The sequence below is a fragment of the Streptomyces sp. NPDC051322 genome (assembly GCF_040689485.1).
Lineage (GTDB): Bacteria > Actinomycetota > Actinomycetes > Streptomycetales > Streptomycetaceae > Streptomyces.
This window is the reverse complement of sequence record NZ_JBFBAK010000010.1, coordinates 113,185-139,976: the sequence shown is the minus strand read 5'-3', so window position 1 is coordinate 139,976 and position 26,792 is coordinate 113,185. Positions and strand designations below refer to the sequence as shown.

At 70.7% G+C, this 26,792-nt stretch carries 18 protein-coding genes; 15 read left to right on the top strand and 3 right to left on the bottom strand.

The window, feature by feature from the left end; genetic code table 11:
* Positions 1–53 precede the first annotated feature (53 nt).
* From AB0436_RS23340 to AB0436_RS23325, 4 genes are all read left to right on the top strand, one after another.
* Positions 54–665, top strand: coding sequence for a response regulator transcription factor (locus tag AB0436_RS23340; RefSeq protein WP_003948568.1), 612 nt, complete (start codon positions 54–56; stop codon positions 663–665).
* Positions 666–898: 233 nt separating this feature from the next.
* A complete protein-coding gene (locus AB0436_RS23335) occupies positions 899–1,486 on the top strand; it encodes a sigma-70 family RNA polymerase sigma factor (RefSeq protein WP_366469880.1) in 588 nt (195 codons plus the stop codon).
* A gap of 103 nt (positions 1,487–1,589) precedes the next feature.
* Positions 1,590–3,092 (top strand): IMP dehydrogenase, encoded by a 1,503-nt coding sequence (gene guaB / locus AB0436_RS23330; RefSeq protein ID WP_366469879.1) that lies wholly within the window; start codon positions 1,590–1,592, stop codon positions 3,090–3,092.
* Between the two features lie 108 nt (positions 3,093–3,200).
* Entirely contained in the window at positions 3,201–4,325 is a 1,125-nt protein-coding gene (locus tag AB0436_RS23325) for a GuaB3 family IMP dehydrogenase-related protein (protein WP_366469878.1), read from the top strand.
* 73 nt (positions 4,326–4,398) lie between these two features.
* Here AB0436_RS23325 and AB0436_RS23320 read toward each other — a convergent pair whose 3' ends face one another.
* Together AB0436_RS23320 and AB0436_RS23315 are read right to left on the bottom strand one after the other, a co-directional pair.
* Positions 4,399–4,899, bottom strand: coding sequence for a hypothetical protein (locus AB0436_RS23320; RefSeq protein ID WP_366469877.1), 501 nt, complete (start codon positions 4,897–4,899; stop codon positions 4,399–4,401).
* A 130-nt stretch (positions 4,900–5,029) separates the two neighbouring features.
* A complete protein-coding gene (locus AB0436_RS23315) occupies positions 5,030–6,280 on the bottom strand; it encodes a nucleotide sugar dehydrogenase (protein ID WP_366469876.1) in 1,251 nt (416 codons plus the stop codon).
* A gap of 207 nt (positions 6,281–6,487) precedes the next feature.
* Between AB0436_RS23315 and AB0436_RS23310 the strand changes: the two genes are divergently transcribed.
* The 8 genes from AB0436_RS23310 to AB0436_RS23275 all read left to right on the top strand — a co-directional run bounded on the left by AB0436_RS23310 (position 6,488) and on the right by AB0436_RS23275 (position 21,590).
* A complete protein-coding gene (locus tag AB0436_RS23310) occupies positions 6,488–8,197 on the top strand; it encodes a glycerol-3-phosphate dehydrogenase/oxidase (protein WP_366469875.1) in 1,710 nt (569 codons plus the stop codon).
* A gap of 119 nt (positions 8,198–8,316) precedes the next feature.
* Positions 8,317–10,284, top strand: coding sequence for a protein kinase (locus tag AB0436_RS23305; RefSeq protein ID WP_366469874.1), 1,968 nt, complete (start codon positions 8,317–8,319; stop codon positions 10,282–10,284).
* Between the two features lie 122 nt (positions 10,285–10,406).
* A complete protein-coding gene (locus AB0436_RS23300) occupies positions 10,407–12,815 on the top strand; it encodes a protein kinase (RefSeq protein ID WP_366469873.1) in 2,409 nt (802 codons plus the stop codon).
* 148 nt (positions 12,816–12,963) lie between these two features.
* Positions 12,964–14,517, top strand: coding sequence for a serine/threonine-protein kinase (locus tag AB0436_RS23295; protein ID WP_366470041.1), 1,554 nt, complete (start codon positions 12,964–12,966; stop codon positions 14,515–14,517).
* Between the two features lie 32 nt (positions 14,518–14,549).
* Positions 14,550–16,208, top strand: coding sequence for a serine/threonine-protein kinase (locus AB0436_RS23290; RefSeq protein WP_366469872.1), 1,659 nt, complete (start codon positions 14,550–14,552; stop codon positions 16,206–16,208).
* A gap of 56 nt (positions 16,209–16,264) precedes the next feature.
* Positions 16,265–17,980, top strand: coding sequence for a serine/threonine-protein kinase (locus tag AB0436_RS23285; RefSeq protein WP_366469871.1), 1,716 nt, complete (start codon positions 16,265–16,267; stop codon positions 17,978–17,980).
* Between the two features lie 141 nt (positions 17,981–18,121).
* Entirely contained in the window at positions 18,122–19,744 is a 1,623-nt protein-coding gene (locus AB0436_RS23280; RefSeq protein ID WP_366469870.1) for a succinic semialdehyde dehydrogenase, read from the top strand.
* A gap of 19 nt (positions 19,745–19,763) precedes the next feature.
* Entirely contained in the window at positions 19,764–21,590 is a 1,827-nt protein-coding gene (locus tag AB0436_RS23275) for a GMC family oxidoreductase (RefSeq protein ID WP_366469869.1), read from the top strand.
* A 646-nt stretch (positions 21,591–22,236) separates the two neighbouring features.
* Here the strand turns inward: AB0436_RS23275 and AB0436_RS23270 are convergent.
* Positions 22,237–22,563, bottom strand: coding sequence for a chorismate mutase (locus tag AB0436_RS23270; RefSeq protein ID WP_366469868.1), 327 nt, complete (start codon positions 22,561–22,563; stop codon positions 22,237–22,239).
* Between the two features lie 297 nt (positions 22,564–22,860).
* Between AB0436_RS23270 and guaA the strand changes: the two genes are divergently transcribed.
* From guaA to AB0436_RS23255, 3 genes are all read left to right on the top strand, one after another.
* Positions 22,861–24,435: a glutamine-hydrolyzing GMP synthase gene (guaA, locus tag AB0436_RS23265; RefSeq protein WP_366469867.1), complete on the top strand. Its 1,575-nt coding sequence runs from the start codon at positions 22,861–22,863 to the stop codon at positions 24,433–24,435.
* Between the two features lie 113 nt (positions 24,436–24,548).
* Positions 24,549–25,337 carry a class II aldolase/adducin family protein gene (locus AB0436_RS23260; RefSeq protein WP_366469866.1) on the top strand — a complete coding sequence of 263 codons (789 nt, stop codon included), beginning with the start codon at positions 24,549–24,551 and terminating at the stop codon, positions 25,335–25,337.
* A gap of 144 nt (positions 25,338–25,481) precedes the next feature.
* Entirely contained in the window at positions 25,482–26,777 is a 1,296-nt protein-coding gene (locus AB0436_RS23255; RefSeq protein WP_366469865.1) for a hypothetical protein, read from the top strand.
* Positions 26,778–26,792: the final 15 nt, after the last annotated feature.

Sequence of the window (26,792 nt, the reverse complement as noted above, 5' to 3'; positions counted from 1 at the left end):
TCGTACCCAGCCTGGAGGCTCAAGGTGACGCGCATCAGCTGCGGAGGGCGGTCATGACATCCGTCCTCGTCTGCGACGACTCCCCGCTTGCCCGAGAAGCGCTCCGTCGCGCGGTCGCGACCGTGCCCGGCGTCGAGCGTGTGACGACGGCGGCCAACGGCGAGGAAGTCCTCCGCCGCTGGGGCGCCGACCGTTCGGACCTGATTCTGATGGACGTACGCATGCCCGGTCTGGGCGGCGTGGAGACCGTGCGGCGGCTGCTCTCGGCCGACCCCGGCGCGCGGATCATCATGCTGACGGTCGCGGAGGACCTGGACGGAGTGGCGCTCGCCGTCGCCGCGGGTGCCCGCGGCTATCTGCACAAGGACGCCTCGCGCGCCGAACTGCGGGCGACGGTGACCCAGGCGCTCGCGGACCCGACGTGGCGGCTCGCCCCGCGCCGGCTGCGTTCGGCCGAGATGGGAGCCGCTCCCACGCTCACCGCGCGGGAGATCCAGGTGCTCGAAGGAATGAGTCACGGCCGCTCCAACGCGGAGATCGGCCGGGAGCTCTTCCTCTCCGAGGACACGGTGAAGACGCACGCCAGGCGGCTGTTCAAGAAGCTCGGCGCCTCCGACCGCGCGCACGCGGTGGCGCTCGGCTTCCGCTGGGGCCTGGTGCGTTAGAGCACGGTCGGCAGGACCCCCGTCCGCCCGACGGCGGACGGGGTGGCGGACGCCCCAACTCGGTTTCCCGAGCGATGCCGCATCCTTGAGGTGTGGAGTTCCTCGGGGACGAGTCGTTCGAGCGGGAGGGGAGGGCGCAGCGGATGAGTTCCGGCGCACTTGCTCATAACGCTTCAGTGCACAACTACGAGCCCGGTGGAGTGGATGGTCCGGCGCCGGGGCACCATGGACCGATGCGCGAGGAGGAGGCTTCGAATGCCCATGCGGCCATCGGCGCACTCGTCCATCTCGCCGTCGACGGCGATCAGCAGGCGACCCACGACCTGCTGGCCCACGTCCATCCGCTGGCCCTGCGCTACTGCCGTACCCGGCTGAACCGGCTGCCCGGTGATGCCCGTCACTTCGTGGAGGACCTCGCGCAGGAGGTCTGTGTCGCCGTCCTGATGGCGCTGCCGCGCTACAAGGACACCGGGCGGCCGTTCGAAGCCTTCGTCTTCGCGATCGCGACGCACAAGGTCGCCGATCTCCAGCGGGCGGCGATGCGCCATCCCGGATCCACCGCTGTGCCCTCGGACGAGATGCCGGAGCGGCCCGATGATTCGCTCGGCCCCGAGGAACGGGCGCTGCTCAGCAGCGATGCCGCCTGGGCCAGGAAGCTCCTTGCGAACCTGCCGGAGAATCAGCGCGAGCTGCTGGTGCTGCGCGTCGCGGTCGGGCTGACCGCCGAGGAGACCGGGCAGATGCTGGGGATGTCCCCCGGCGCGGTCCGGGTGGCGCAGCACCGGGCGCTGAGCCGGCTGCGGGCACTGGCCGAACAGTAGGAAGCTCCAAGCTCCGGTGATCATGCAGATCGTGGAATGAGACGCCTCCGGAGCCCGTTAGCATGGACATCCGCACCGATCAAGGCCATTTGGGGAAGGTGTCATGACTGCAAACGTCGACGGAGTGCCCGAGAAGTTCGCGACGCTCGGGCTGACGTACGACGATGTGCTGCTGCTGCCGGGCGCGTCGGACGTGCTGCCGAGCGCGGTCGACACCTCGTCCCGGATCTCCCGGAACGTCACGGTGAACATCCCGCTGCTCTCCGCGGCGATGGACAAGGTCACCGAGGCCCGGATGGCCATCGCCATGGCCCGTCAGGGCGGTGTCGGCGTGCTGCACCGCAATCTGTCGATCGAGGACCAGGCCAACCAGGTCGACCTGGTCAAGCGCTCCGAGTCCGGCATGGTCACCGACCCGATCACCGTGCACCCGGACGCGACGCTGCGCGAGGCCGACGAGCTGTGCGCCAAGTTCCGCATCAGCGGTGTGCCGGTCACCGATCCGGCGGGCAAGCTGCTGGGCATCGTCACCAACCGTGACATGGCCTTCGAGTCGGACCGCAGCCGCCAGGTGCGCGAGGTCATGACCCCGATGCCGCTGGTGACCGGCAAGGTCGGCATCTCCGGCGCGGACGCCATGGAGCTGCTGCGCCGGCACAAGATCGAGAAGCTGCCGCTGGTCAACGACGCGGGCATCCTCAAGGGCCTGATCACGGTCAAGGACTTCGTCAAGGCCGAGAAGTACCCCAACGCCGCCAAGGACGCCGAGGGCCGGCTGCTCGTCGGCGCGGCCGTCGGGGCGAGCCCCGAGGCGCTGGACCGGGCCCAGGCGCTGGCCGAGGCCGGGGTCGACTTCCTGATCGTCGACACCTCGCACGGTCACAACAGCAACGCCCTCAACTGGATGGCGAAGATCAAGTCGAGCGTCCCGGTGGACGTCATCGGCGGCAACGTCGCGACCCGCGACGGCGCCCAGGCCCTGCTCGACGCGGGCGTGGACGGCGTCAAGGTCGGTGTCGGCCCCGGCTCGATCTGCACCACCCGGGTGGTCGCCGGTATCGGTGTTCCCCAGGTCACCGCGATCTACGAGGCGGCGCTCGCCGCCCGCGCGGCCGGTGTCCCGGTGATCGGCGACGGCGGCCTGCAGTATTCCGGCGACATCGGCAAGGCCCTCGCGGCCGGCGCCGACAGCGTGATGCTGGGCAGTCTGCTCGCGGGCTGCGAGGAGTCCCCGGGCGAGCTGCTCTTCATCAACGGCAAGCAGTTCAAGTCGTACCGCGGCATGGGCTCGCTCGGCGCGATGCAGACCCGCGGTCAGGCCAGGTCGTACTCCAAGGACCGTTACTTCCAGGCCGAGGTGTCCTCCGACGACAAGCTGGTGCCGGAGGGCATCGAAGGCCAGGTGCCCTACCGGGGCCCGCTGGCGAACGTACTGCACCAGCTCGTCGGCGGTCTGCGCCAGACGATGGGCTACGTGGGCGCGGCCTCCGTCGACCAGATGGAGAGCAAGGGCCGGTTCGTCCGGATCACCTCGGCGGGCCTCAAGGAGAGCCACCCGCACGACATCCAGATGACGGTCGAGGCGCCGAACTACACCCGGCGCTGAACTGCCCGCGTACTACCGCACAAGCCCGACCGGCCGATGGCCGGCCGGGCTTCGGTATGAGCGTCGGGGATACTGGAACGGCATACGTAGAGGGAAAGGCCACACATCGTGACTGAGATCGAGATCGGGCGCGGCAAGCGCGGCCGCAGGGCGTACGCGTTCGACGACATCGCCATCGTGCCGAGCCGGCGCACCCGGGACCCGAAGGAGGTCTCGATCGCCTGGCAGATCGACGCCTACCGCTTCGAGCTGCCGTTCCTGGCCGCACCGATGGACTCGGTCGTCTCGCCGCGGACCGCCATCCGCATCGGCGAGATGGGCGGCCTCGGCGTGCTGAACCTCGAAGGCCTGTGGACCCGGTACGACGACCCGCAGCCGCTGCTCGACGAGATCGCCGAGCTCGACGGGGAGACCGCGACCCGTCGCCTGCAGGAGATCTACGCGGCCCCGATCAGGGAGGAGCTGATCGGTCAGCGCATCAAGGAGGTGCGCGATTCGGGCGTGGTCACCGCCGCGGCGCTCTCCCCGCAGCGCACCGCCCAGTTCTCCAAGGCCGTGGTCGACGCGGGTGTCGACATCTTCGTCATCCGCGGTACGACGGTCTCCGCCGAGCACGTCTCCGGCGCGGCCGAGCCGCTGAACCTCAAGCAGTTCATCTACGAGCTGGACGTCCCGGTCATCGTGGGCGGCTGCGCGACCTACACCGCGGCGCTGCACCTGATGCGTACCGGGGCGGCGGGCGTCCTCGTCGGCTTCGGCGGCGGCGCCGCGCACACCACCCGCAATGTCCTGGGCATCCAGGTGCCGATGGCGACCGCGGTCGCCGATGTGGCGGCGGCCCGCCGGGACTACATGGACGAGTCCGGCGGTCGTTATGTGCACGTCATCGCCGACGGCGGCGTCGGCTGGTCCGGCGACCTGCCGAAGGCGATCGCCTGCGGCGCGGACTCGGTGATGATCGGCTCCCCGCTGGCCCGTGCCTCGGACGCCCCCGGCCGGGGCCGCCACTGGGGCATGGAGGCCGTCCACGAGGATGTGCCGCGCGGCAAGCTGGTGGACCTGGGCATCGTCGGTACCACCGAGGAGGTGCTGGCGGGGCCTTCGCACATCCCGGACGGCTCGATGAACTTCTTCGGGGCGCTGCGCCGCTCGATGGCGACCACGGGCTACAGCGAGCTGAAGGAATTCCAGCGCGTCGAGGTGACGGTGGCCGACGCACAGCACAAGCGCTGAAACCGGCTCGGTCCGGACACCCGAATCCCCGCTGCCGTACGCGAACGGCAGCGGGGATTCGTGGTGTCCGCGGTCAGACCGCCCGCTTCATGCCGGCGAAGGAAGCGCACACCGCGATCACGATGAAGACGTAGCTCATGAAGTCCGAGTCGGCCCGCCAGGCCTCGTTGAGCAGACCGAAGTGCTGGAAGAACAGCTCGGACACGGAGACCGGGAGGTGCTTGGCGGCGATGATCGCCTCGCCGAGCAGCTGGCCGAAGTAGATCGAGGCCAGCGAGAGAACGGCGCTGATCCCGGCGAGCGCCACGTGGTCGCCGCCCACCTTGCCTGCGGCGAAGCCGACGATGAAGCCGACGGCGATGGCCGCGTAACCGATCTCGTGGCTGGTGGCGCCCAGGATGCCGCCGTAGGCGGCCCCCACGGCGATGGCCGCGACGAGGGCCACCACCACACCGCCGGCGAGGTTTTTCCGCACCGGGGCGGGCGGCGGAGCCATCGGGTAACCGAAGCCCTGCGGCGGCTGGGCCGGCTGCGACGGGTCGGACGGGTACGGCGGTGGTACGGGCTGGCTCATGCTGGATCCCCCCTGGGACGACTACGCACTGGTGTGCGGTAAGCGAACGCCGCAGGCTAGCAGTCCGCAGCGCCAAGGGGGGTGGGCGGGCTCCTGCGGTTGTGGAGGCCGTGGCGGGTGGTTGCTCGTCTCAGAGGCGGTGGGCGGCTCCGACCGGGGTGGCGCCCCGGGTGTCCAGCAGCAGCTGGGCCTTCACCGCAAGGCCCTGGAGGTCGTAGGTGCGGTGGTGCTGGAGGAGCAGGGTCAGATCCGCGTCCGCCGCGGCTTCGTAGAGGGAGTCGGCCCGCGGGACCGGTACGTCGCGGATGCGCCAGTCGGGGACGTACGGGTCGTGATAGCTGACCGACGCGCCGAGGTCCATCAGCCGCCGGGCGATTTCGCCGGCCGGGGAGTTCTCCTGGTCCGCGAGGTCCGGTTTGTACGTCACGCCGAGCAGCAGCACCCGGGCGCCGCGGGCGGATTTGCCGTGCTCGTTGAGCAGGGTGGCGGAACGCTGGATGACGTACTGCGGCATACGGTCGTTGACCTGCTGGGCGAGTTCCACCATGCGCAGCGGGCGAGCCGCGTGCGGCGGCCCCGCGGTGTCCACCGGGACGCCGTGGCCGCCGACGCCGGGGCCGGGGCGGAAGGCGTGGAAGCCGAAGGGCTTGGTCTCGGCGCAGCGGATGACGTCCCAGAGATCGACGCCGAGCTCGTGGCAGAGCATCGCCATCTCGTTGACCAGCGCGATGTTGACATGGCGGAAGTTGGTCTCGAGCAGCTTGGTCATCTCGGCCTCGCGCGGGCCGCGGGCCCGCACCACCTTGTCGCTGAGCCGCCCGTAGAAGGCCGCGGCCGACTCGGTGCAGGCGGGGGTGAGACCGCCGATGATCTTGGGCGTCGCGGCATACGGGTGATTTCGGCTGCCCGGGTCGAGCCGGCTGGGGGAGTAGGCGAGATGGAAGTCCCGGCCGGCCCTCAGTCCGGAGCCCTCTTCCAGCAGGGGGCGCAGGATTTCCTCGGTGGTGCCCGGATAGACGGCGGATTCGACGATGACGGTGGTGTGCGGACGCAGCCGTGCCGCGAGTGCGCGGGTCGCGTCGGTGACCGGGGCGAGATCGAGTGCCCGGTCCTCGCCGAGTGGCGTCGGCGCACAGATGACGGCAGTACGGACCCGGCCCAACTGGGCCGGATCGGTGACCGGCCGGAAGCCCCCCGAGAGCATCCGGCGGATGTCGGCGGCGCTGAGTGAACCGTCGACGGGGGTGTGCCCCGCGGACAGTTGCAGCAGCCGGTGCGGGTCGGTGTCGTAACCGATGGTTTCGAGGCCGGTGGCGACAGCGGCCTGGGCGAGCGGCAGGCCGAGGTGGCCGAGTCCGATGACGGCGAGATCTGCGGGCATGGGGTGGTCCGTCTTCCCAATAGCCGGAGGGGGACGATGACGCAAGTCCTGTGGACAGCGCAATGTCAGGTTAGGAGTAAATATGACCGATTTGCGGTATTGCGCGGTTCATGTCGGCCGAGTGTTGTCCACAGGCGGTGGCTGAAGTCGTCGAAGGCGGACAGAATCGGGGGTGAACGACCGACCCGATCTACGCGGGAGGCAACAGTGAGGACAGCGACACTGGGACCCGACGATCGCACCGAGGCGATCGCCGGTATGGCCGAGCGTGAACTGGACGTACTGGTGGTGGGCGCCGGTGTGGTGGGCGCGGGGACGGCGCTGGACGCCGCCACGCGTGGCCTGGCGACCGGCCTCGTCGAGGCGCGGGACTGGGCATCGGGCACATCGAGCCGGTCGAGCAAACTCATTCACGGCGGATTGCGCTATCTGGAGATGCTCGACTTCGCCCTGGTCAGAGAGGCGCTCAAGGAGCGCGGCCTGCTTCTCGAGCGGCTCGCCCCGCACCTGGTGCGGCCGGTGCCGTTCCTCTACCCCTTGCAGCACAAGGGCTGGGAGCGGCTCTACGCGGGCTCCGGTGTGGCGCTCTACGACGCCATGTCGTTCTCCTCCGGACATGGCCGCGGGCTGCCGACCCACCGCCATCTGACCCGTAAGCACGCCCTGCGGGTGGCACCGGCCCTGCGGAAGGACGCTCTGGTCGGAGCCCTGCAGTACTACGACGCGCAGATGGACGACGCGCGCTACGTGGCGACCCTGGTGCGGACAGCCGCGAGCTACGGCGCGCTGGTCGCCAACCGGACCAAGGTGGTCGATTTCCTGCGCGAGGGCGAACGGGTCGTCGGCGTCCGGGTGAAGGACGTCGAGAGCGGCGGGGAGCATGAGATCCGCGCCAAGCAGGTGGTCAATGCCACCGGGGTGTGGACCGATGACACCCAGGCGCTGATCGGTGAGCGGGGGCAGTTCCATGTCCGGGCGTCGAAGGGCATCCACCTGGTCGTACCCAAGGACCGCATCCACTCCACGACCGGGCTGATCCTGCGGACCGAGAAGTCGGTGCTGTTCGTGATCCCCTGGGGCCGGCACTGGATCGTGGGGACCACCGACACGGACTGGGATCTCGACAAGGCGCATCCCGCGGCGTCCAGCGCCGATATCGACTACCTGCTGGAACACGTCAACTCGGTGCTCGCGGTGCCGCTGACCCGGGACGACGTCGAGGGGGTGTACGCGGGCCTGCGGCCGCTGCTGGCCGGCGAGTCCGACGCGACCAGCAAGCTCTCCCGGGAGCACACGGTCGCGCATCCGGTGCCCGGCCTGGTGGTGGTGGCCGGCGGCAAGTACACGACCTACCGGGTGATGGCCAAGGACGCGGTGGACGCGGCGGTGCACGCCCTGGAACAGCGGGTCGCCGAGTGCGTCACGGAGAACGTGCCGCTGATCGGCGCCGAGGGCTACAACGCGCTGTGGAACGGCAGGGCGCGCATCGCGGCACGGACGGGTCTTCATGTGGCCCGCGTGGAGCACCTGCTCAACCGCTTCGGCGCCATGACGCAGGAGTTGCTGGAGCTGATCGAAAAGGATCCTTCCCTGGGCGAGCCGCTGACGGGTGCCGACGACTATCTGCGGGCCGAGGTGGTCCATGCCGCGTCGCACGAGGGCGCACGCCACCTGGACGACGTGCTCACCCGCCGCACCAGAATTTCGATAGAAACCTTCGACAGGGGCACACGCTGTGCCAGAGAGGCCGCTGAGCTGATGGCACCGGTGCTCGGCTGGGACAAGGGTCAGATCGAAAAGGAGATCGAGCACTACGAGAAGCGGGTGGAGGCGGAGCGGGAATCGCAGCGGCAGCCGGACGACCTGACCGCGGACGCGGCGAGGCTCGGCGCTCCGGACATCTCGCCGCTGGCATGAGTTCCCCCGGGGCCCGGCCACGGGGGGACAGCCGGGCCTGCGGACCCCGCACCATCACCGGTCCTGGAGTGAGGGACAATGGTCGCTCTGCCAGGGCGGGTTGAACGCAGAGGGGACGCATGTCGGAGGCGGAGCAGGCGAAGGAACCCACGGGGCGCCTCCTGGCTGGGCGGTACCGGCTTGGAGGGGTGCTCGGTAAGGGCGGCATGGGCACGGTCTGGCGGGCCGTGGACGAGACACTCGGCCGCACCGTCGCAGTGAAGGAACTGCGTTTCCCCTCGGCGATCGACGAGGACGAGAAGCGCAGGCTCGTCACGCGCACCCTGCGCGAGGCGAAGGCGATCGCCAGGATCCGCAACAACGGAGCGGTGACCGTCTACGACGTGGTGGACGAGGACGACCGGCCGTGGATCGTCATGGAACTCGTCGAGGGCTGCTCGCTCGCCGAGTTGGTGCGGGAGAAGGGCGTGCTCACCCCCAGGCGCGCGGCCGAGGTGGGCCTCGCGATTCTCGACGTGCTGCGGCTGGCGCACCGTGAAGGCATCCTGCACCGTGATGTGAAGCCGTCCAATGTGCTGATCGCCGAGGACGGCCGCGTCGTGCTGACGGACTTCGGCATCGCACAGGTCGAGGGTGACCCGTCGGTGACCTCGACCGGCATGCTCGTCGGCGCCCCCTCGTACATCTCGCCGGAGCGCGCCCGCGGTCACAAACCCGGCCCTCCGGCCGACCTGTGGTCGCTCGGCGGGCTGCTGTACGCAAGCGTCGAGGGCGCGCCTCCGTACGACAAGGGGTCGGCCATCGCGACCCTCACCGCAGTGATGACCGAGCCCGTCGACCCGCCGAAGAACGCGGGCCCGCTGACGGAGGTCATCTACGGCCTGCTGGCGAAGGACCCGGCCCAGCGACTCGACGACGCGGGTGCCAGGACCCTGCTCAACGCGGTGATCAACGCCCCCGATGCGCCGGAGCGGGCGGAAGAGCCGGTGCCCTTGGACGCCACCCGGGTGGTTCCGCTGCCCCCGGCGCCGGACGAGCCGAAGGCCAAGGCCAAGCCGGTGGCGAAGCCGAAGCCGAAGCCGAAGTCCCCGTCCGGGCTCCGGGCGGAGCCCGGGCCGAAGGCGCTCGGTGCGACGGCCGCAGAGCCCGCTGCACCCCGGGAGTTCAAGGTCCCCAAGGTGCTGGACACGGCTGCCGCGGAACGCGTGCGCAGCGCGCTGAAATCCGTGCGCCAGGCGAGAGCCGAGGCCGCCCCGGCCAAGCCCGCCGGTGCGGTGGGCGGGCCCCCGGCCCGGGCCAGGGCGCCGCTCACCGACGTCGTCCCGCGCCGCACCCTGGTGATCATCGCTGCCGTCGTCGTCCTGGTTCTGCTCGGGACCGTGCTCGCCTTCTCGCTGGGTGGCGGCAGCAAGGACAATGACAGCAAGGCCAAAGCCGGCACCGGCACTTCGAGCGGAACGAGCGCCGGGGCCGACAGCACGGGCAAGGCGAAGCCCGACGAGCCGAGCGGCAAGACCGGCCAGGACGCGACCGGCGATCAGGGGAACGGCAAGGCGAAGGGGAAGAACGGTGGCGCCGCGTCATCGAAGACCGATGGCCCGTCATCGACCGCGCCGTCCGGTTCCGCACTGCCCGGCGGGTACAAGACGATCACCGACGGCCGGTTCCACTTCTCGATGGCGATGCCCGCCTCGTTCAGCCGCGGATCGATAGCCGGTCAGAACTCGGGCGGCATATACAGCGCCCACCGGGACTTTCCGCGCGTCCAGGTCGATTTCACCGACTCTCCCAAGAACGACGCCGCTGCCGCCTGGCGGGCCGCGGTGACGGCGGTCTCGGGCAGCAGCAACTCCTACAAGCATCTCGGCATCGCCAAGGTCGACTACAAGGGGTATCCGACCGTCGCCGACTGGAAGTTCGAGCGGGAGCAGAACGGCGAACGTGTCCGGGTGCTCAACCGCGGATTCAAGGTGGACGCCCACCGCGGCTACTCCATCATGATCAGCTGCAAGGCGAGCGAGTGGGACGGCGACGCCTGCCGCACGCTGCGTGATACGGCGTTCAGGACGTTCAGCCCCAAGAAGTGACCGAAAACACGTATCGTGAGAGGACGCGGACCGTACGCAGCCGCAATGGGCCCGTAATCGACCGCAATTGACGGTTTGGTGGGGTCCCCTGACCAAGGAACAGCGCGCTTCGGGGAGGCGTCGTGGACGAGTATGCGGGAAGGGTGCTTGCCGACCGCTACCGCCTTCCGCTGCCGCCTTCCGATGAGTTCGAGCTTGCCGAGACCCGCGCCTTCGACACCTACAGCGGACAGGAAGTCCTGGTCCGACAGGTGCCGTTGCCCGAAGTCGTCGATGCCGAGGTGCTGGACGACGGCGCAGCTGCCGGCCTCGGGCCAGGTTCCGGCGTGCCGTCTCCCCGGCGGCCCTCGGCGGGCACCACCCGGCGGCCCACCGAGCCGGCCGTACGGCGGGCGATGGAGGCGGCGCAGTCCGCCGCGCAGATTCCAGACCACCCCCGGCTGGACCAGGTCTTCGACGTGTTCGCGGAGGGCGGCTCGCTGTGGGTGGTGAGCGAACTCGTCGCGGCCAGGCCGCTGGCGGCGTTGCTCGCCGAGAAGTCGCTGAACCCGTACCGGGCGGCGGAGATAGCCGCCGATGTGCTCACCGCGCTGCGGGTGCTGCACGCCCACGGCTGGACGCACCGGAACATCACCGCCCGCACGGTGCTCGTCTGCGAGGACGGCAGGGTGGTGCTGACCGGACTGGCCTCGGGCGCGGCGGAGGAAGCGCTGTGCGGCTACGACCCGGTGCCGGCACCGGACTTACCGCCGGAGCCGAGCCCGCCGGAGCCGAGTCCGACCGAGTCGGGCCCGCCGGAGCCGAGCCCGCAGGAGTCGGATCCGCAGGCGCGGTACGAGCGTCCTTACGGCGACACGATGCCCGGACAGCGGCAGGCCCCCACCGCCGGCCCGAGTGCGGGCCCCGGGGCCGATGCCGCACTGCCCGCCGTGCCCACCCTCCGGGGCGGCGGCTCGGGAGACATCAGGGCCGCCCGCGCCGGTGCGATCGCCGCCTACCGGGCGGGCACCCGCGCCGCCGCCCGGGTGAGTGACGTCGAGCGGCAGGAGGTGGCAGGCCACTGGTACGACACCGAGCCACGCCCCAGCGACCCCGTCCTGCCCTCGCAGCCCACGGAGCGGCCCGCAGTCGCCGGGGGCTGGGACCGCGCAGCCGCGGAGTCCGTCGTGCCCGTACGCCGCGGCCCCGCGACACCGCTCGCGGCCGAGCGGGCCAGACAGGCGCGGATCGCCGTCGTCGGGCCGGTCACCGAACGCTGGGCGCCCGAACAGGCGGGCCCGGTCCATGAGAACTGGCAGCTTGCCGCCCCGGTCGGTCCCGCCACCGACCTGTGGGCGCTGGGCGCGCTGCTGTTCCGGGCCGTCCAGGGCCATGCCCCGTATCCCGAGGAGAGCGCGGCCGAGCTCGTCCAGCTGGTGTGCGCCGAGCCGCCCGCGTTTGCCGAGGAGTGCGGCCCGCTGCGGCCGGTCGTCGAGTCGCTGCTGCGTCAGGACCCGACGGAGCGCCCGGACATGGAGGAGCTGCGCGGCTGGCTGCGTTCGCTCGTACGGTCCGCGCCGGAGCCGGACGCGGGCCAGGGCATCGTGCCGGTTCCCGCCGTCGACGCCACGCGGCTGCCGATCGTACGGCGCAGAGGCGAGCTGGTCCGCAGGCGCCGCAACCGCAAGGCCGCCGCGGCCGACATGCACGGCAGGCATCGCCAGCGGAAGCGGGGTGACCGGCGCGGTGAGACCGAAGCCGTCCCGTCCGTACAGGCGATGGAGCCGGTCGCCGCTCGCCGGACCGCCCCACAGTGGTCAGCGCAGCCCCGCGGCGGCGGGCAGCCGCGCTCGCTCGGCCGCACCCTGGTCATCGTCATCCTGGTCGTGCTGATCGCCGCGCTGGTCTACGCGCTGAAGTTCATGCCCGAGGCCGGGACCCGGCAGTCCGGCAGCAGTGGTTCACCCACCGTCGTTCCCACCGGGACAGCGACCGGGGCTTCCGCCGGGACCTCCGCCGGGAAACCGGACACCGGGCCCTCGCAGCAGTCGCAGTCACCCGGGGCGCCGCAGGGCACCGAGCCGGACAGCGGGGGACCGGCCGCCGGGTACGCCGTTCGCAAGGACCCCGAGGGATTCAGCGTCGCGGTCGACAAGGACTGGGAGCGCCGCCCGGTCAACGACGCCGGACAGATCCGGTATCTCGGCGGCGATTTCGAGCTGATCGTCGTGCCGGGCCGCGACAGCGTGAAGGACGACGGCGCCGACCCGATGGCGTATCAGCGCAACAAGGAGCGTGAACTCAAGCCGTTCCGTGACTCCACGTGGTCGTCCGCTGCCGGGCTGCGCCGGATCGACGTCGGGACGCAGGCCATGGCGGAGGGACAGTTCACCTGGCAGGACAGTAGCGGCCGCGAGGTTTTCGTCCGCAACGCAGCGATGATTATCAACGGTCGGTACCACATTGTGCAGGTCATCGGCCCCGAGTCGCAGCGCGACAAGGTCACCGAAATCTACGAACAGGCCGTTGCGGGCTACCACGCCGACACGTAACCACCCCGCAGGCAAAGGGTGGTGGGCTCCCGTCACAGTGCGGTATCACGGTCCGCCCCGAGGTTCCACGACCGAACCTCCGTCCGTAACCTGGCAGTCGAGGGAACGGGGACAGGGGCACGTGGAACACACTCACAGCGCGGACTTGGTGCTCGCGGACCGATACCGGCTCGGCGAGCTCATCGGCCGTGGCGGTATGGGCAAGGTCTGGCGCGCCCACGACGAAGTGCTGCACCGGACCGTAGCCGTGAAGGAACTGACGGCCGGTCTGTACGTGGCCGAGGCAGACCGCGTCGTCCTGCATGCCCGGACCCAGAAGGAGGCGCGCGCCGCCGCCCGGATCAACCACCCGGGCGTGGTCACGGTCCACGACGTGATCGAGTACGACGACCGTCCGTGGATCGTCATGGAGTACGTCGACGGCCCCTCGCTCGCCGACGAGGTCAAGGAGTCGGGCCCGCTGTCACCCGCCGAGGCCGCCCGGGTCGGGCTGCACGTGCTGGGCGCGCTGCGTGCCGCGCATACCGCGGGGGTGCTGCACCGGGACGTGAAGCCGGGCAACGTGCTGCTCGCCCGGGACGGCCGGGTGCTCCTCACCGACTTCGGGATCGCCGCGATCGAGGGGGACACGGAGATAACCCGGACCGGCGAGATCGTCGGTTCCATCGATTACCTGGCTCCCGAGCGGGTCTACGGCGAGGCTCCGGGCCCGGCATCGGACCTGTGGTCGCTGGGCGCCACGCTCTACACCGCCGTCGAGGAGCGTTCCCCCTTCCGCCGCACCTCGCCGATCTCCACCCTGCAGGCGGTGGTCAATGACGAACTGCCGCGGCTCGACCGGGCGGGTCCGCTGGAACCCGTCATCACCGCGCTGCTGCGCAAGGACCCCGCCGACCGGCCCGACCCCGTCGAGGCCGAGCGGATGCTGCTCGACGCGATGGAGGGACGCCGCCCGAAGGAGGCCCAGGCGTACGTCCCGACGCAGCTGCTCGCGGAGGGGATGCTGCAGGAAGCCACGACCCACCGGCAGGCGATACCGGACCCGGTGGCCGAACCAGCCCCGCCCCGCACAGCCGGACCCCGGCGCCGGCGGCTGCGTACGCTCGTACTGGTGATGGTCCTGGCGGTGCTGGCCGGTGGAGTGGTCGGCTTCGGCGCCATGAAGTACAAGAACCGGCACGGCAGTTCCACCGCAGGCGAGGTGCGGACGCCCGGGCCCACCCCGCGTGGCGGAAAGCCCAAGTCGCATCAGGGTCTGCCCGACGGCTGGAAGCGGGTGCAGGACCCTGAAGGGTTCAGCCTCGCCGTACCGGATGGCTGGGAGCGCCAGACGGACGGAACGGGGGAGATCGACTACACGCCCGACGACGGCAACCACTTCATCCGGATCAGCGTCGACAACAGCCCGGACTACGAGACCCCGTATCTGCACCAGCTGGCTCTGGAACCTCAGCTCGATCGGCTGCCGGACTACAAGCGCCTGACCCTGCACGTCAACAACTTCCGGGACCAGGATGCCTCGCTCTGGGAGTTCACCTGGACCGAGACCAAGGACCACCCGGGCCTGCGCCGCGCCATCGACCAGATGTACAACGTGGACCACGGCCGGGCAGAGTACGCGATCTACATGGGTGGTCCGGCCGCTGACTGGAACCGCCAGCGGTTCGACACGGTCCTTCGCTATTGGCAGCCGCCGAGCTGACCACCCGGCGCGGGGAACGTAGGGGAGCACGAGTGCCACACGACGAACCATCGCGGAACAGCCGGCTGATCGCCGGGCGTTACCTGCTCGGTGACCGGATCGGCCGAGGCGGTATGGGCACCGTCTGGCGGGCGGCCGACCAGCTGCTCGGCCGCGAGGTCGCCGTCAAGGAGCTGAATCCGGAGAGCGGAGCGGCCACCGCGTCGGCGCTGCGCGAGGCGCGTGCGGTGGCGCAGATCAAGCACCCGCAGGTGATCGTCGTGCACGATGTGGTCGTCGAGGACGAACGTCCGTACATCGTCATGGAGCTGGTGGTCGGCGGCTCGCTGGCCGACCGGCTCAAGGACCACGGACCGGTCGACGCCCGGGAGGCCGCCGGAATCGGAATCGCGTTGCTCGGCGCGCTCCGGGCGGCACACGCCCGGGGGGTGCTGCACCGGGACATCAAGCCCGCCAACGTCCTGCTGGAGGACGGCGGCCGGGTGGTGGTGACCGACTTCGGGATCGCCCGGGTCGCGGGAGCCACGACGATCAGCGAGACCGGGGCCTTCATCGGCTCGCCCGAGTACACCTCTCCCGAGCGGATGCAGGGCGGGACCGCCGGTCCGGAAGCCGATCTGTGGTCACTGGGCGCGCTGCTGTGTGCCGCGCTGAGCGGTGAATCGCCCTTCCACCGCGACTCGCTGGGCGGGGTGCTGCACGCCGTCGTCGCCGAAGAGATCCGGCCACCCGCTGCGGCGGCCCCGCTGCTCCCCGTCGTACACGGGCTGCTGGCGCGGGACCCGGCACAGCGGCTGACCGCCGACGAGGCCGAGCGGCTGCTCGCCGGTTACCTCTCCACGGACCCGGCCGCCGACCCGGAGCCGGCCACCGTCCCCGCGCAGGCCCCGGTCCCCGTGCCAGCCCCGGTTCCCGAGTCGGCCACGCTCCCGCAGCCGGCCGGGGCCGCCACGCCACCGTCCCCGCCGCCGCGTCGGCGGTTCACCGGCCGTACCGCCCTGGTCGCCGCGGTGCTGGTGGTGGCGGTGGCCGGTGCAGCCGTCGCGCTGGTCGTCCGGGGGGACGGCTCGTCGACGGGCAAGGCCGCCGCGGGCCGCAGCGCACCGGCGCACGAGCCGTCCATGGCGTCCCCTGCGCCGGCCCCGACCGTCACGGTGACCCGGCAGCCCGCTGCCACGGCCGCCGGAAAGGGCGGTTCCGGCGGCCGCGACGCCCGTCCGGTCAGTTCCGCGTCCGGTGGTTCCGACGCCCCGGCCGGTTACCGCACCGCAGACGATCCGGGTGGCTTCTCGCTCGCCGTGCCCAGCGACGCCACCCGCTGGACCGATGGCGAACGGATCTACTACATGACGCCGGACAAGGTCTTCCGGATCGGCATCCGGGTCCACGGAACCACCGGCGACGGCCCGCTCGCCGCCCAGCGCGCGTCGGACGCCGCGGGCCCCTCCACCAATCCGGGCTATCACGACGGCCGGGTCACCGCCACCACCCACGACGGACACGACGCCGCGCTCTGGGAGTTCAGCTGGAACGGGTTCTCGAAGGCGGAGGGGCAGCGCCACACCTATGACCTCTGCTGGGAACAGGACGGCCACCTCTACGACGTCTGGGTCTCGGCCCCCGTCGGCAGCGTCGCCACGGCGAAACGGCACTTCGAAAGGGCCGTGGACTCGTTCACGGCCGCCGGCTGAGGCGGGTAGGGGTCAGTAGGTATGGACGAGCGATCTATTGCGCCAGGATGGAGATCATGAGCGACAACGGGGGGCGGGCCGACGAGCCCACAAGCTATGGTCTGCGGCCACCCGCACCGCGGCAGCCCGCAGCAATGCAGCCCGAAACGCAGCGACCCGAAACGCAGCGACCCGAAACGCAGCGGTACGAACCGACGCAGGTGTCCGCGGTCCGGCCCCCCGCCGATGCCGACGTGGGGCGGGTCCTGGGCGGCCGTTACCGTCTCGTCAGCCGACTGGGCCACGGCGGGATGGGTACGGTGTGGCGCGCGCACGACGAGGTCGTCGACCGCGATGTGGCGATCAAGGAACCGCGGATTCCGGACAATCTGCCGGCCCGTGAGCGCGAGAACGTCTATCTGCGGATGCAGCGCGAAGCGCGTGCCGCGGCCCGGATCGATCACCCCTCCGTCGTCACCATGCATGACGTGGTCGTCGAGGACGGCAAGCCGTGGATCGTGATGGAGCTGGTGCACGGCCCCTCGCTGCGCGACCGGCTCAGCGAAGGCACCCTGGACGTCAGGGAGGCCGCGCGTATCGGCCTCGCGGTACTCGGCGCATTGGGCGCGGCGCACGCGGCGGGCGTGCTGCACCGCGACGTCAAGCCGGACAATGTGCTGCTCGGCCGTGGTGAGCGCGTGGTGCTCACCGATTTCGGCATCGCTCAGGTGGAGGGGGAGCAGGGCCTCACCGAGACCGGCGCGTTTGTTGGCTCGCCCGAATTCATCTCCCCCGAACGGGTGTTGGGGCAGCGCCCCGGTCCCGAGTCCGATCTCTGGTCACTGGGCGTGGTGCTCTATGCGGCGGTGGAGGGTGTGTCTCCGTTCCGCCGCTCGAACACTCCTGCCACGTTGCAGGCCGTACTGAGCGCCGAGCCACAGGTGCCGGCTCGTGGCTCGGGCCCCTTGGGCACACTGGTGATGCAGCTGCTGCGGAAGAATCCGGCGGACCGGCCGGACACGGCCGAGATCCGGCAGACGCTGGATTCGGTGGCCCGTCCGGCCCGGCCGACCGCCGTGCAGCCGCGTGGTTTCGGTCCGGCCGGGGCGCTGTCGGATCCGTCGGCGACCAACATCTGGGTTCCGCCGGTCCTGCACCGCAACCGCAAGGCCCAGTACGGCTTCGGCGCCGCGCTGCTCGCCGTGGCGGTCGTACTCGTGCTGATCTTCGCCGACCCGTTCGGCGGCGGCGGCCTGCCGTCCGGCTGGCTGGTGCGCCCGGAGACCGAAGTGCTCAAGGCGGACGTCGCCGTACCCAAGGACTATCAGCGTGTCGAGGGGGACTCCGACGACAACAGTGTCACCTACTGGGATCCCAGCGGAGTCTTCTCCGTCTTCGTCGACCGGGTGGACACCGCGACCGCCGACCCCGCCGCCACCGATGACGACACGGTGATCGGCCCGGACCCCGACGCCTGGAAGAAGCACTACGAATCCGGCGGCGACAGCGGAACGGAGCTCTCGAAGCCCCACGTCACCGTCAAGCCGTTGGACCATCAGGGGCAGCAGGCCTCGGAGATCATCACCGACTTCGTGGATCCCTCGGACAGCAGCGACACCCCGGTCATTCACCGCTACCACGAACTGCTCGTCCCGGGTCAGGCGAACAGCAAGCACAAGGTCACGGTCTACTGGCGGCTGCGGGTCACGGGACCCGCGCACGGCTGGGCCGCGAAGGTCGGCGACCAGCTGTTCTCGGACGCTGCCGCACATCTTCGGATCGACGGGCTCTGAGCCGCCTCCCGCATGATCGAGCGGCACAAGCCACCTGATCAGGGCTTATGCCGCCAGTGATCGCTGGCGGTATAAGGGGGGATCGTGAAAAGGTGTTACCGATGGGTACCGAAAGTGTCCGCCGAGGCATAGCCTCCCCTCATGACGGACTCGCAGGCTCCCACCGCCGCCGCCCCCCACGGCACGAACCCGATCGCCCCCGCGCCCGCCGGTGTGCGCACCGCTGCCGATGTGGTCACCCCCGAGGTGGTCGCCCAGCTGACCCGCGACGTGGTCGGTTCCGGGCGCACCGCCAACCACACGCCGTTCACCGGTGAGAAGCTGGCGGATCTGCCCGAGTCCACCCCCGAGGACGTGGCGACCGCCTTCGAGCGGGCCCGCGCGGCGCAGCCCGCCTGGGCCGCGATCCCCGTCCGCCGCAGGGCCGCCGTCCTGCTGCGCTTCCACGACCTGGTCCTTTCCCGGCAGGCCGAGGTGCTCGACCTCATCCAGCTGGAGACCGGCAAGGCCAGGCTGCACGCCCATGAGGAGGTGCAGGCGGTCGCGGTGGCCGCGCGCCACTACGGCCGCAAGGCCCCCTGGTACCTCAAGCCCAAGGGTCACACCGGCGCGGTGCCGACCCTGACCAAGGTGACCGAGCTGCGTCAGCCGCGTGGCGTGGTCGGCCAGATCGCCCCCTGGAACTACCCCTTCGAGCTGTCCGTCGGCGACGCCCTGCCGGCTTTCGTCACGGGCAACGCGGTGGTGATGAAGCCCGACACCGAGACGGTGCTGACCGCCCTGTGGGCCCGCGATCTGCTGATCGAGGCGGGTCTTCCGCGCGAGGTCTTCCAGGTGGTCATCGGCGACGGCCCGGTCGTCGGTCCCGAGCTGGTCAAGCACGCCGACTACGTCTCCTTCACCGGTTCCACCCGCACCGGCCGCGAGGTGGCCCAGGGTGCGGCGGCCCGGCTCGTCGGTGTCTCCCTCGAACTCGGCGGTAAGAACGCCATGCTGGTGCTGCGCGACGCCGACGTCGAGAAGGCCGCTGCCGGAGCCGTCCGCGCCTGCTTCTCGTCGGCGGGTCAGCTCTGCATCTCCATCGAGCGGCTCTACGTCCACGAGTCGATCGCCGACGACTTCGTCGAGCGCTTCGCGGCCCGTACCCGGGCGATGCGTCTCGGCAATTCCCTCGCCTACGGCGCCGACATGGGTTCCCTGGTCGGCGAGCGCCAGCTGGAGACCGTGCAGCGGCACGTCGACGAGGCCGTGTCCAAGGGCGCCAAGCTCGTCGCCGGTGGGGTGCACCGCCCGGACATCGGCCCGCTGTTCTACGAGCCGACGATTCTCGACGGTGTCGAGGCGCCGATGTCCGTCTGCTCCGAGGAGACCTTCGGCCCGGTCGTCTCCATCTACCGCTTCAAGGACGAGGACGAGGCGATCGCCATCGCCAACGCCACGCCCTACGGCCTCAATTCGAGCGTCTGGACCAAGGACGGCAAGCACGGTCACGCGGTCGCGGCCCGGCTGCGCACCGGCACGGTCAACATCAACGAGGGGTACGCCCCCGCGTACGGCAGCGTGCAGTCCCCGATGGGCGGCATGAAGGAGTCCGGCCTGGGCCGCCGGCACGGCTCCGAAGGCATCCTGAAATACACCGAGGCGCAGACCGTCGCCCATCAGCGGATCATGCCGATGGCCCCGTCGTTCGGCATGAACGACGAGAAGTACGCCGCGTTCATGAGCCGCAGTCTCAAGGCGATGAAGGCCTTCCGCCTCCGCTAGTTCCTCACGAGGAGAGTCCATGGCACAGGAGAGCTCCGTCCGCAGCGAGGACGGGGAACAGGGCAACGACATCGCGCACGACGACGCCGCTTACGACTATGACGTGCTCGTCGTCGGCTCCGGCTTCGGCGGTTCCGTCACCGCGCTGCGACTGACCGAGAAGGGTTACCGGGTCGGCGTACTCGAAGCGGGCCGCCGCTTCACCGCCGGGACGCTGCCCAAGAACTCCTGGGACGTCAAGAACTACCTCTGGGCCCCGGCGCTCGGTCTCTACGGCATCCAGCGCGTCCATCTGCTCGGCAACGTGATGGTGCTCGCCGGGGCGGGCGTCGGCGGTGGCTCCCTCAACTACGCCAACACGCTGTACGTCCCCCCGGCGCCGTTCTTCGCGGACCCCCAGTGGGCGGACATCACCGACTGGCAGTCCGAGCTCGCGCCGTACTACGACCAGGCCAAGCGGATGCTCGGGGTGCGGCTGAATCCGACCATGACGCCCGCGGACGTCCACCTGAAGGCGTCCGCCGAAGCGATGGGCGTCGGTGACTCCTTCCACCTGGCACCCGTCGGGGTCTTCTTCGGCGACGGAAAGGACGCCGGAGGCGCGGCACGGGCGAAGCCCGGAACAGCGGTCGACGACCCGTACTTCGGCGGGGCGGGACCCTCGCGCAAGGCGTGCACCGAGTGCGGCGAGTGCATGACCGGCTGCCGGCACGGCGCGAAGAACACCCTCACCGAGAACTACCTCTACCTCGCCGAGAAGGCCGGTGCGGTCATCCACCCGCTGACCTCGGTGACCGCGATCGCCGAGCACGGCGAGGGCGGCTACCAAGTCACCACCGTCCCCACGAACGTCCGCAAACCCGCGCCGAAGGTGCTGCGCGCACGCCGGGTGGTGGTCGCCGCCGGGACCTACGGCACCCAGACGCTGCTGCACACCATGCGCGACCAGGGTCTGCTGCCCCGGATCTCCCCGAAGCTCGGCGAGCTGACCCGCACCAACTCCGAAGCGCTGGTGGGCGCGCAGACCAGCAACCGCCGCTACCGCAAGAAGCACGGCACCCCGAAGGCCGACTTCACCCGGGGCGTAGCGATCACCTCGTCGATCCACCCGGACGGCGACACCCACATCGAGCCGGTGCGGTACGGCAAGGGGTCCAACGCGATGGGCGCCATGTCCATCATCCAGGTCCCCTACGGTTCACGGCGCGTGCTGGGCTGGCTCGGCAATGTCGTCAAACACCCCTCCGCGGCCGCCCGTTCGTTCTCCAACCGGCACTGGTCGGAGCGGACCATCATCGGTCTGGTGATGCAGTCCCTGGACAACTCGCTGACGACCTACCGCAAGCCCGGCGGCATCGGCAAGGGCCTGCTCACCGCGAAGCAGGGCCACGGCGCGCCCAACCCGAAGCAGATCGCCGCGGGCACCCGGGCCGCGACGCTGATCGCCGAGGAGATCAACGGCTTCGCCGGTTCGAACGTGGGCGAGCTGATGGGCACACCGCTGACCGCGCACTTCCTCGGCGGCTGCCCGATCGGCGCCTCCGCGGACGACGGTGTGCTCGACCCGTACCACCGGCTGTACGGCCACCCCGGCATCTCCGTGGTCGACGGCTCGGCGGTGTCGGCGAACCTCGGCGTCAACCCTTCGCTGACCATCACCGCGCAGGCGGAGCGCGCGATGTCCTACTGGCCCAACAAGGGCGAGGAGGACCCGCGCCCCGGGCAGGACCAGGCATACCGGCGCCTCGCCCCGGTCGAACCCAAATCGCCGGCGGTGCCCGCGGAGGCCTTCGGCGCGCTGAAGCTGCCGTTCCTCGGGATGCCGGCGATGCCACCGAAGAAGTAATCCGGCACGCCCGGCACGACCCGCTCCGGCACGCCCGGCACGATCCGTCCCGGCGTGCGGGAGGGCTGCACCCCCCTCCGAGTGCAGCCCTCCCGAGTCCGGCCGAGGCCCCGCCGTGGTGCGCGTGCGCACAGCTGGGGCCTTTGGTGGTTCCGCATGGATGACCCGCGAACCCGGTGAATGGTTGCTTCCGGATTCACAAAACATTTATGTGACCTATGTCACCGCATCGATGCCGCCGGCGATGGCCGGGCAACGGCAACGGCAAGGGCCCCGTGGAAGGAATTCCACGGGGCCCTGAAGAAGTGCTGCGGACGCGCGTCCGATGATGGGGATCTGCGGGGGTGGGAACCCGGGGGGACCGGGCCGTCGGCCCCGGGCGTCCCCGGAACCGACCGCCTTGGAGTGACCGGGCCGCTGTCCCCTGCCGTCCGGTCACGCACGCCGAAGTGTGGTCCCACGACGCACCTGCAGTACGTCACACACCGCGGCGGAGCCACGCGTGGATTCTGCTTTTCTGACGGGCCGCCCCTGGCTGGTGCGGACGTAGGGACCAACGAAGCGCCGTCGAGCCCGGTCACGCGCCGTACGGGTGAGAGCGGGCCCGAACTCAGATACGGAACCCGCCGCCCCGCCAGCCCGGTGCTCAGATCCGTCCCCGGCACAGCTCCAGCATCGTCATCGCCAGACCGGTGCCCGGTTTGCCCAGCGCTTCGCTGTAGTGGCTCAGCACCTCCATCTCGCGCGAGAGGTTCACCCGGCGGCCGCCGGAGGTCATCCGGGCGTCCTGGATGACGGCCGACACCGCGATCCGTTCCTGGATCAGGCCGATGATCCGGTCGTCCAGGCCGTCGATGCGTTCGCGTGCGCCGGTGATCAGCGCGGCCGCTTCCGCACTGCGCGCGCCGGTCTTCTCCGGGGCGTTCGGCGGGGTGTTCGCGGTGGTGACGGACCGGGTGGTGGAGGTGCTCATGTCGGTATCTCCTCGAGGGGCGAGGCCCCCGGAGCCGGCACGGTCCGGAATGCACAGGCGCCCCGGACCTTGTCGGCCCGGGGCGCCTGGGGAAGTGCTTGTCAGTGGATCAAGCAGCACGACCATGGCAGCCGGACGGGCCGGTGCCATAGGTAAAGACGAAGGTCAGCTGCTGATGCATGAGCGCCATTATGCGGGGTCCGGAGGGAGGGGACAAGTGCCCCCCGCCGACCCCGGTAGAATCGACATACCAGACCTCTTGGTGTCCCCGTTCATGCCCCGCCGGAAGGCCGCCCCGTGCCAGCAGCGCCCCCCGCCGCCCCCGACGTCGTACTCGTCGTCGACTTCGGCGCCCAGTACGCCCAGCTCATCGCCCGTCGTGTCCGTGAGGCGCGGGTCTACAGCGAGATCGTTCCCTCCACCATGCCGGTGGCCGAGATGCTGGCCAAGAACCCGAAGGCGATCATCCTCTCCGGCGGCCCCTCGTCGGTGTACGCGGAGGGCGCCCCGACCACCGCACCCGAGCTCTTCGAGACCGGGGTACCGGTCTTCGGGATGTGCTACGGCTTCCAGCTGATGGCGACCTCGCTCGGCGGCACGGTCGACGACAACGGCGCCCGCGAGTACGGACGCACCTCGCTGACCGTGTCCCAGCCCGGCTCGACCCTCTTCGAGGGCACTCCGCTCGACCAGTCGGTGTGGATGTCGCACGGCGACGCCTGCTCCGCGGCACCCGAGGGCTTCACGGTCACCGCCTCGACCGACGTCGTGCCGGTGGCGGCCTTCGAGAACGACGACAAGAAGCTCTACGGCGTGCAGTTCCACCCCGAGGTGCTGCACACCACGCACGGCCAGCAGCTCCTCGAGCACTTCCTCTACCGAGGCGCCGGCATCGAGCCGAGCTGGACCACGACCAGCGTCGTCGAGGAGCAGGTCGCGCTGATCCGCGAGCAGGTCGGCACCAAGCGCGCCATCTGCGGGCTCTCCGGCGGCGTGGACTCCGCGGTCGCCGCCGCGCTCGTCCAGAAGGCCATCGGATCCCAGCTGACCTGCGTGTACGTCGACCACGGTCTGATGCGCAAGGGTGAGACCGAGCAGGTCGAGAAGGACTTCGTCGCGGCCACCGGCGTCCAGCTCAAGGTCGTCGACGCCGAGGAACGCTTCCTGACCGCACTCAAGGGCGTCTCCGACCCCGAGGAGAAGCGGAAGATCATCGGCCGCGAGTTCATCCGGGTCTTCGAGCAGGCCCAGGCCGAGATCATCGCCGACGCGGGCGAGGACGTCGCCTTCCTGGTGCAGGGCACCCTCTACCCGGACATCGTCGAGTCCGGCGGCGGCACCGGCACCGCCAACATCAAGTCCCACCACAACGTGGGCGGGCTCCCCGACGACATCGAGTTCGAGCTCGTCGAGCCGCTGCGGCAGCTGTTCAAGGACGAGGTCCGGATGGTCGGCCAGGAACTCGGCCTGCCCGACGAGATCGTGCACCGCCAGCCCTTCCCCGGCCCCGGCCTCGGAATCCGTATCGTCGGCGAGGTCACCAAGGACCGCCTCGACCTGCTGCGCGAGGCCGACGCCATCGCCCGTGAGGAGCTCACGGCGGCCGGCCTGGACCGCGAGATCTGGCAGTGCCCGGTGGTGCTGCTCGCAGACGTCCGCTCGGTCGGCGTGCAGGGCGACGGGCGGACCTACGGCCACCCGATCGTGCTGCGCCCCGTCTCGTCCGAGGACGCCATGACGGCGGACTGGACCCGGATGCCGTACGACGTGCTCGCGAAGATCTCGACGCGCATCACCAACGAGGTCGCCGACGTCAACCGGGTCGTGCTCGACGTCACCAGCAAGCCGCCGGGGACCATCGAGTGGGAGTGACCTCCCCGGCAGACCCGCACCGCGCCGCCGCCCGGACCTCCGGCCGGCGGCGCGGTCGTTTCTCCGCCGCGAACCCCTTCCCCCCTGTGGTTACCGCGAGGTAGCTTCCCGCCATGACCGATGCGCCAGCCCCCATACCGGTGGAACAGCTCCAGTTCGCCATGCCGCCCGTCCACGAATCGCTCGCCGATGAGCGGCACTACCGCAAGACACGGCTGGCCGGGGCGCTACGGCTGTTCGCCCACTACGGCTACGAGGACGGCGTCTCCGACCACATCACCGCACGCGACCCCGGATACGCCGACTGCTACTGGGTGAACCCCTTCGGCGCGCCCCTGGCGGACATCACCGCGCAGGATCTGATCCTGGCCAACGGCGACGGGCAGGTCGTGGAGGGCCGCCACCATGTGAATCAGGCCGCGTTCGCCGTGCACGCCCAGGTGCACCGGGCCAGGCCCGAGGTCGTCGCCGTCGCGCACAGCCACTCGGTGCACGGGCGGGCGCTGTCCGCGCTGGGCGAGCTGCTCGACCCGATCACCCAGGAGTCCTGCGCCTTCTACCAGGACCACACGCTGTACGACGCATACAGCGGCGTCGTGGTGGACGAGGAGGAGGGTCGCCGGATCGCCGCCACCCTCGGCGACGGCAAGGGGATCATCCTGCGCAACCACGGGCTGCTGACCGTCGGCGACTCGGTGGACGCGGCGGCCTGGTGGTTCCACACCATGGAGCGCTGCTGCCAGGTGCAGCTCGCCGCCCGGGCCGCCGGAAAGCCGGTACTGATCGAGCACGGTGACGCGGTCGCCACCCGCGAGCAGCTCGGCAGTGACCTGGTCGCCTGGATCAACTACCAGCCGCTGTGGCGCCGCATCAGCCGAACGCTGCCGGACACCTCGCCCTGACGGCCTGTTGCCTGCCGTCCGTCAACACAACGGCTCGCACATCACCCCCGCTGACCTGACCTGCTGCGGCCGGCGCGCTTTCCGTACGGCACAATCCCCTTGACTCCCAAGGAAGTTCACGGTGCGGAAAGGGCGGCGTTCGTCGTGGCGTTGCAGGAGACAAGGCAGGACGACGGCGCGTACGCCGGGACGCACGCCGGTGCGCACGGCAGCGGCTGTACATGTCCCGCATGTCCGCACGGCGCACGCGAGGGGCATCGGCGTGCCGTTGCCGCGTTCCTCGCCAAGCGGGACGAGCTGGCGGCCGGGCGGGGGCTGCCCACCGCCGTCGCGCACTCGGCCGGCGCGTCACGGCAGTGGGTCTCCGACGAGTTGACCCAGTCGGCCCGTACGGTGGCCGACCGCAACCGGGAGGCCGGTGAAGCCTGGTTCCACCAGGTGTGGCAGCGCACGCTGCTGCTGGTCTGGGGTGGCGCGCTGGTACTGGCCCTGGTCGAATCGGCGACCGCGATCGGCGCGGGCTGGGGCGCGGCGCGCACGGCGGGTCTACTGGCGGCGCTGGTCACCGCCGGGCTGCTGACCGGCGCGGCCCGCTTCCACCGGGCGCGCGGCGGGCTGCTGGCCCCGCTGATCGGCGAGGACAACCGCCTCTCCACCTCGCGCGCGGTCGCCGGAGTGTGGGTGCTGGTGGCGGTCTTCGCCGTCCTGGTCCTCTCGCTCCAACTGGCCGGCGCGTCCGGCCATGACCGGCGCGACGCCCTCATCGACGGCCTCGAACTGGCCCGGGGCGCCGGCCTGGTGACCGTGCTCGCCGTGGCCTGCCTGATCGCCGTGGTGGTGCGCCGGGTGGTGGCCATCCGGGTGCCGGCCCAGAAACTCCAGAAGGTACCGGCCGACCGCCCCCGCGCCGCCGACCTCCTCACCGACGACGCCGGCCGCGGAAGTTTCGCGGACACGCAGTACGTCCTGCTGAACGCGGTCGCGGCGGTCTTCGCCACGGTCCGCCTGGCCCGCCGTCCCGACCAGCTCCCCGACCTGCCGTGGGGTGTGGCCCTGCTGGTGGCCGTATCGGCGGCGACCTACTTCGCCGGCAAGTGCGCGGAGGGCGGCCGCCCGGTGATCCTTTCGGTGGTCCGCGCCCGCGAGGCCGGCGACCTGGACGCCCCGATCCGTACCGGCGACGACATCGAAATCCGCGGCACCGGCTTCATCCCCGCGGGCGCCGGCACCCCCGACCTGCTGGCCCGCATGATGGTCCGCATCGGAACCGTGCACGTCCATGTCCCCCTGGTCCCGGTCCCCGGAGGCTTCGCCAACCCGACCGACACGGTGCTCGTGGTGCCCGTACCGGTGGAGGTTGAGCCCGGGCGGGTCGAGGTCCGGGTGGTCACAGCGGCGGGTCTGGAGACGGCGCCGCACGAGGTCGACGTCACGGATTAGCACTCCGGCCGGACG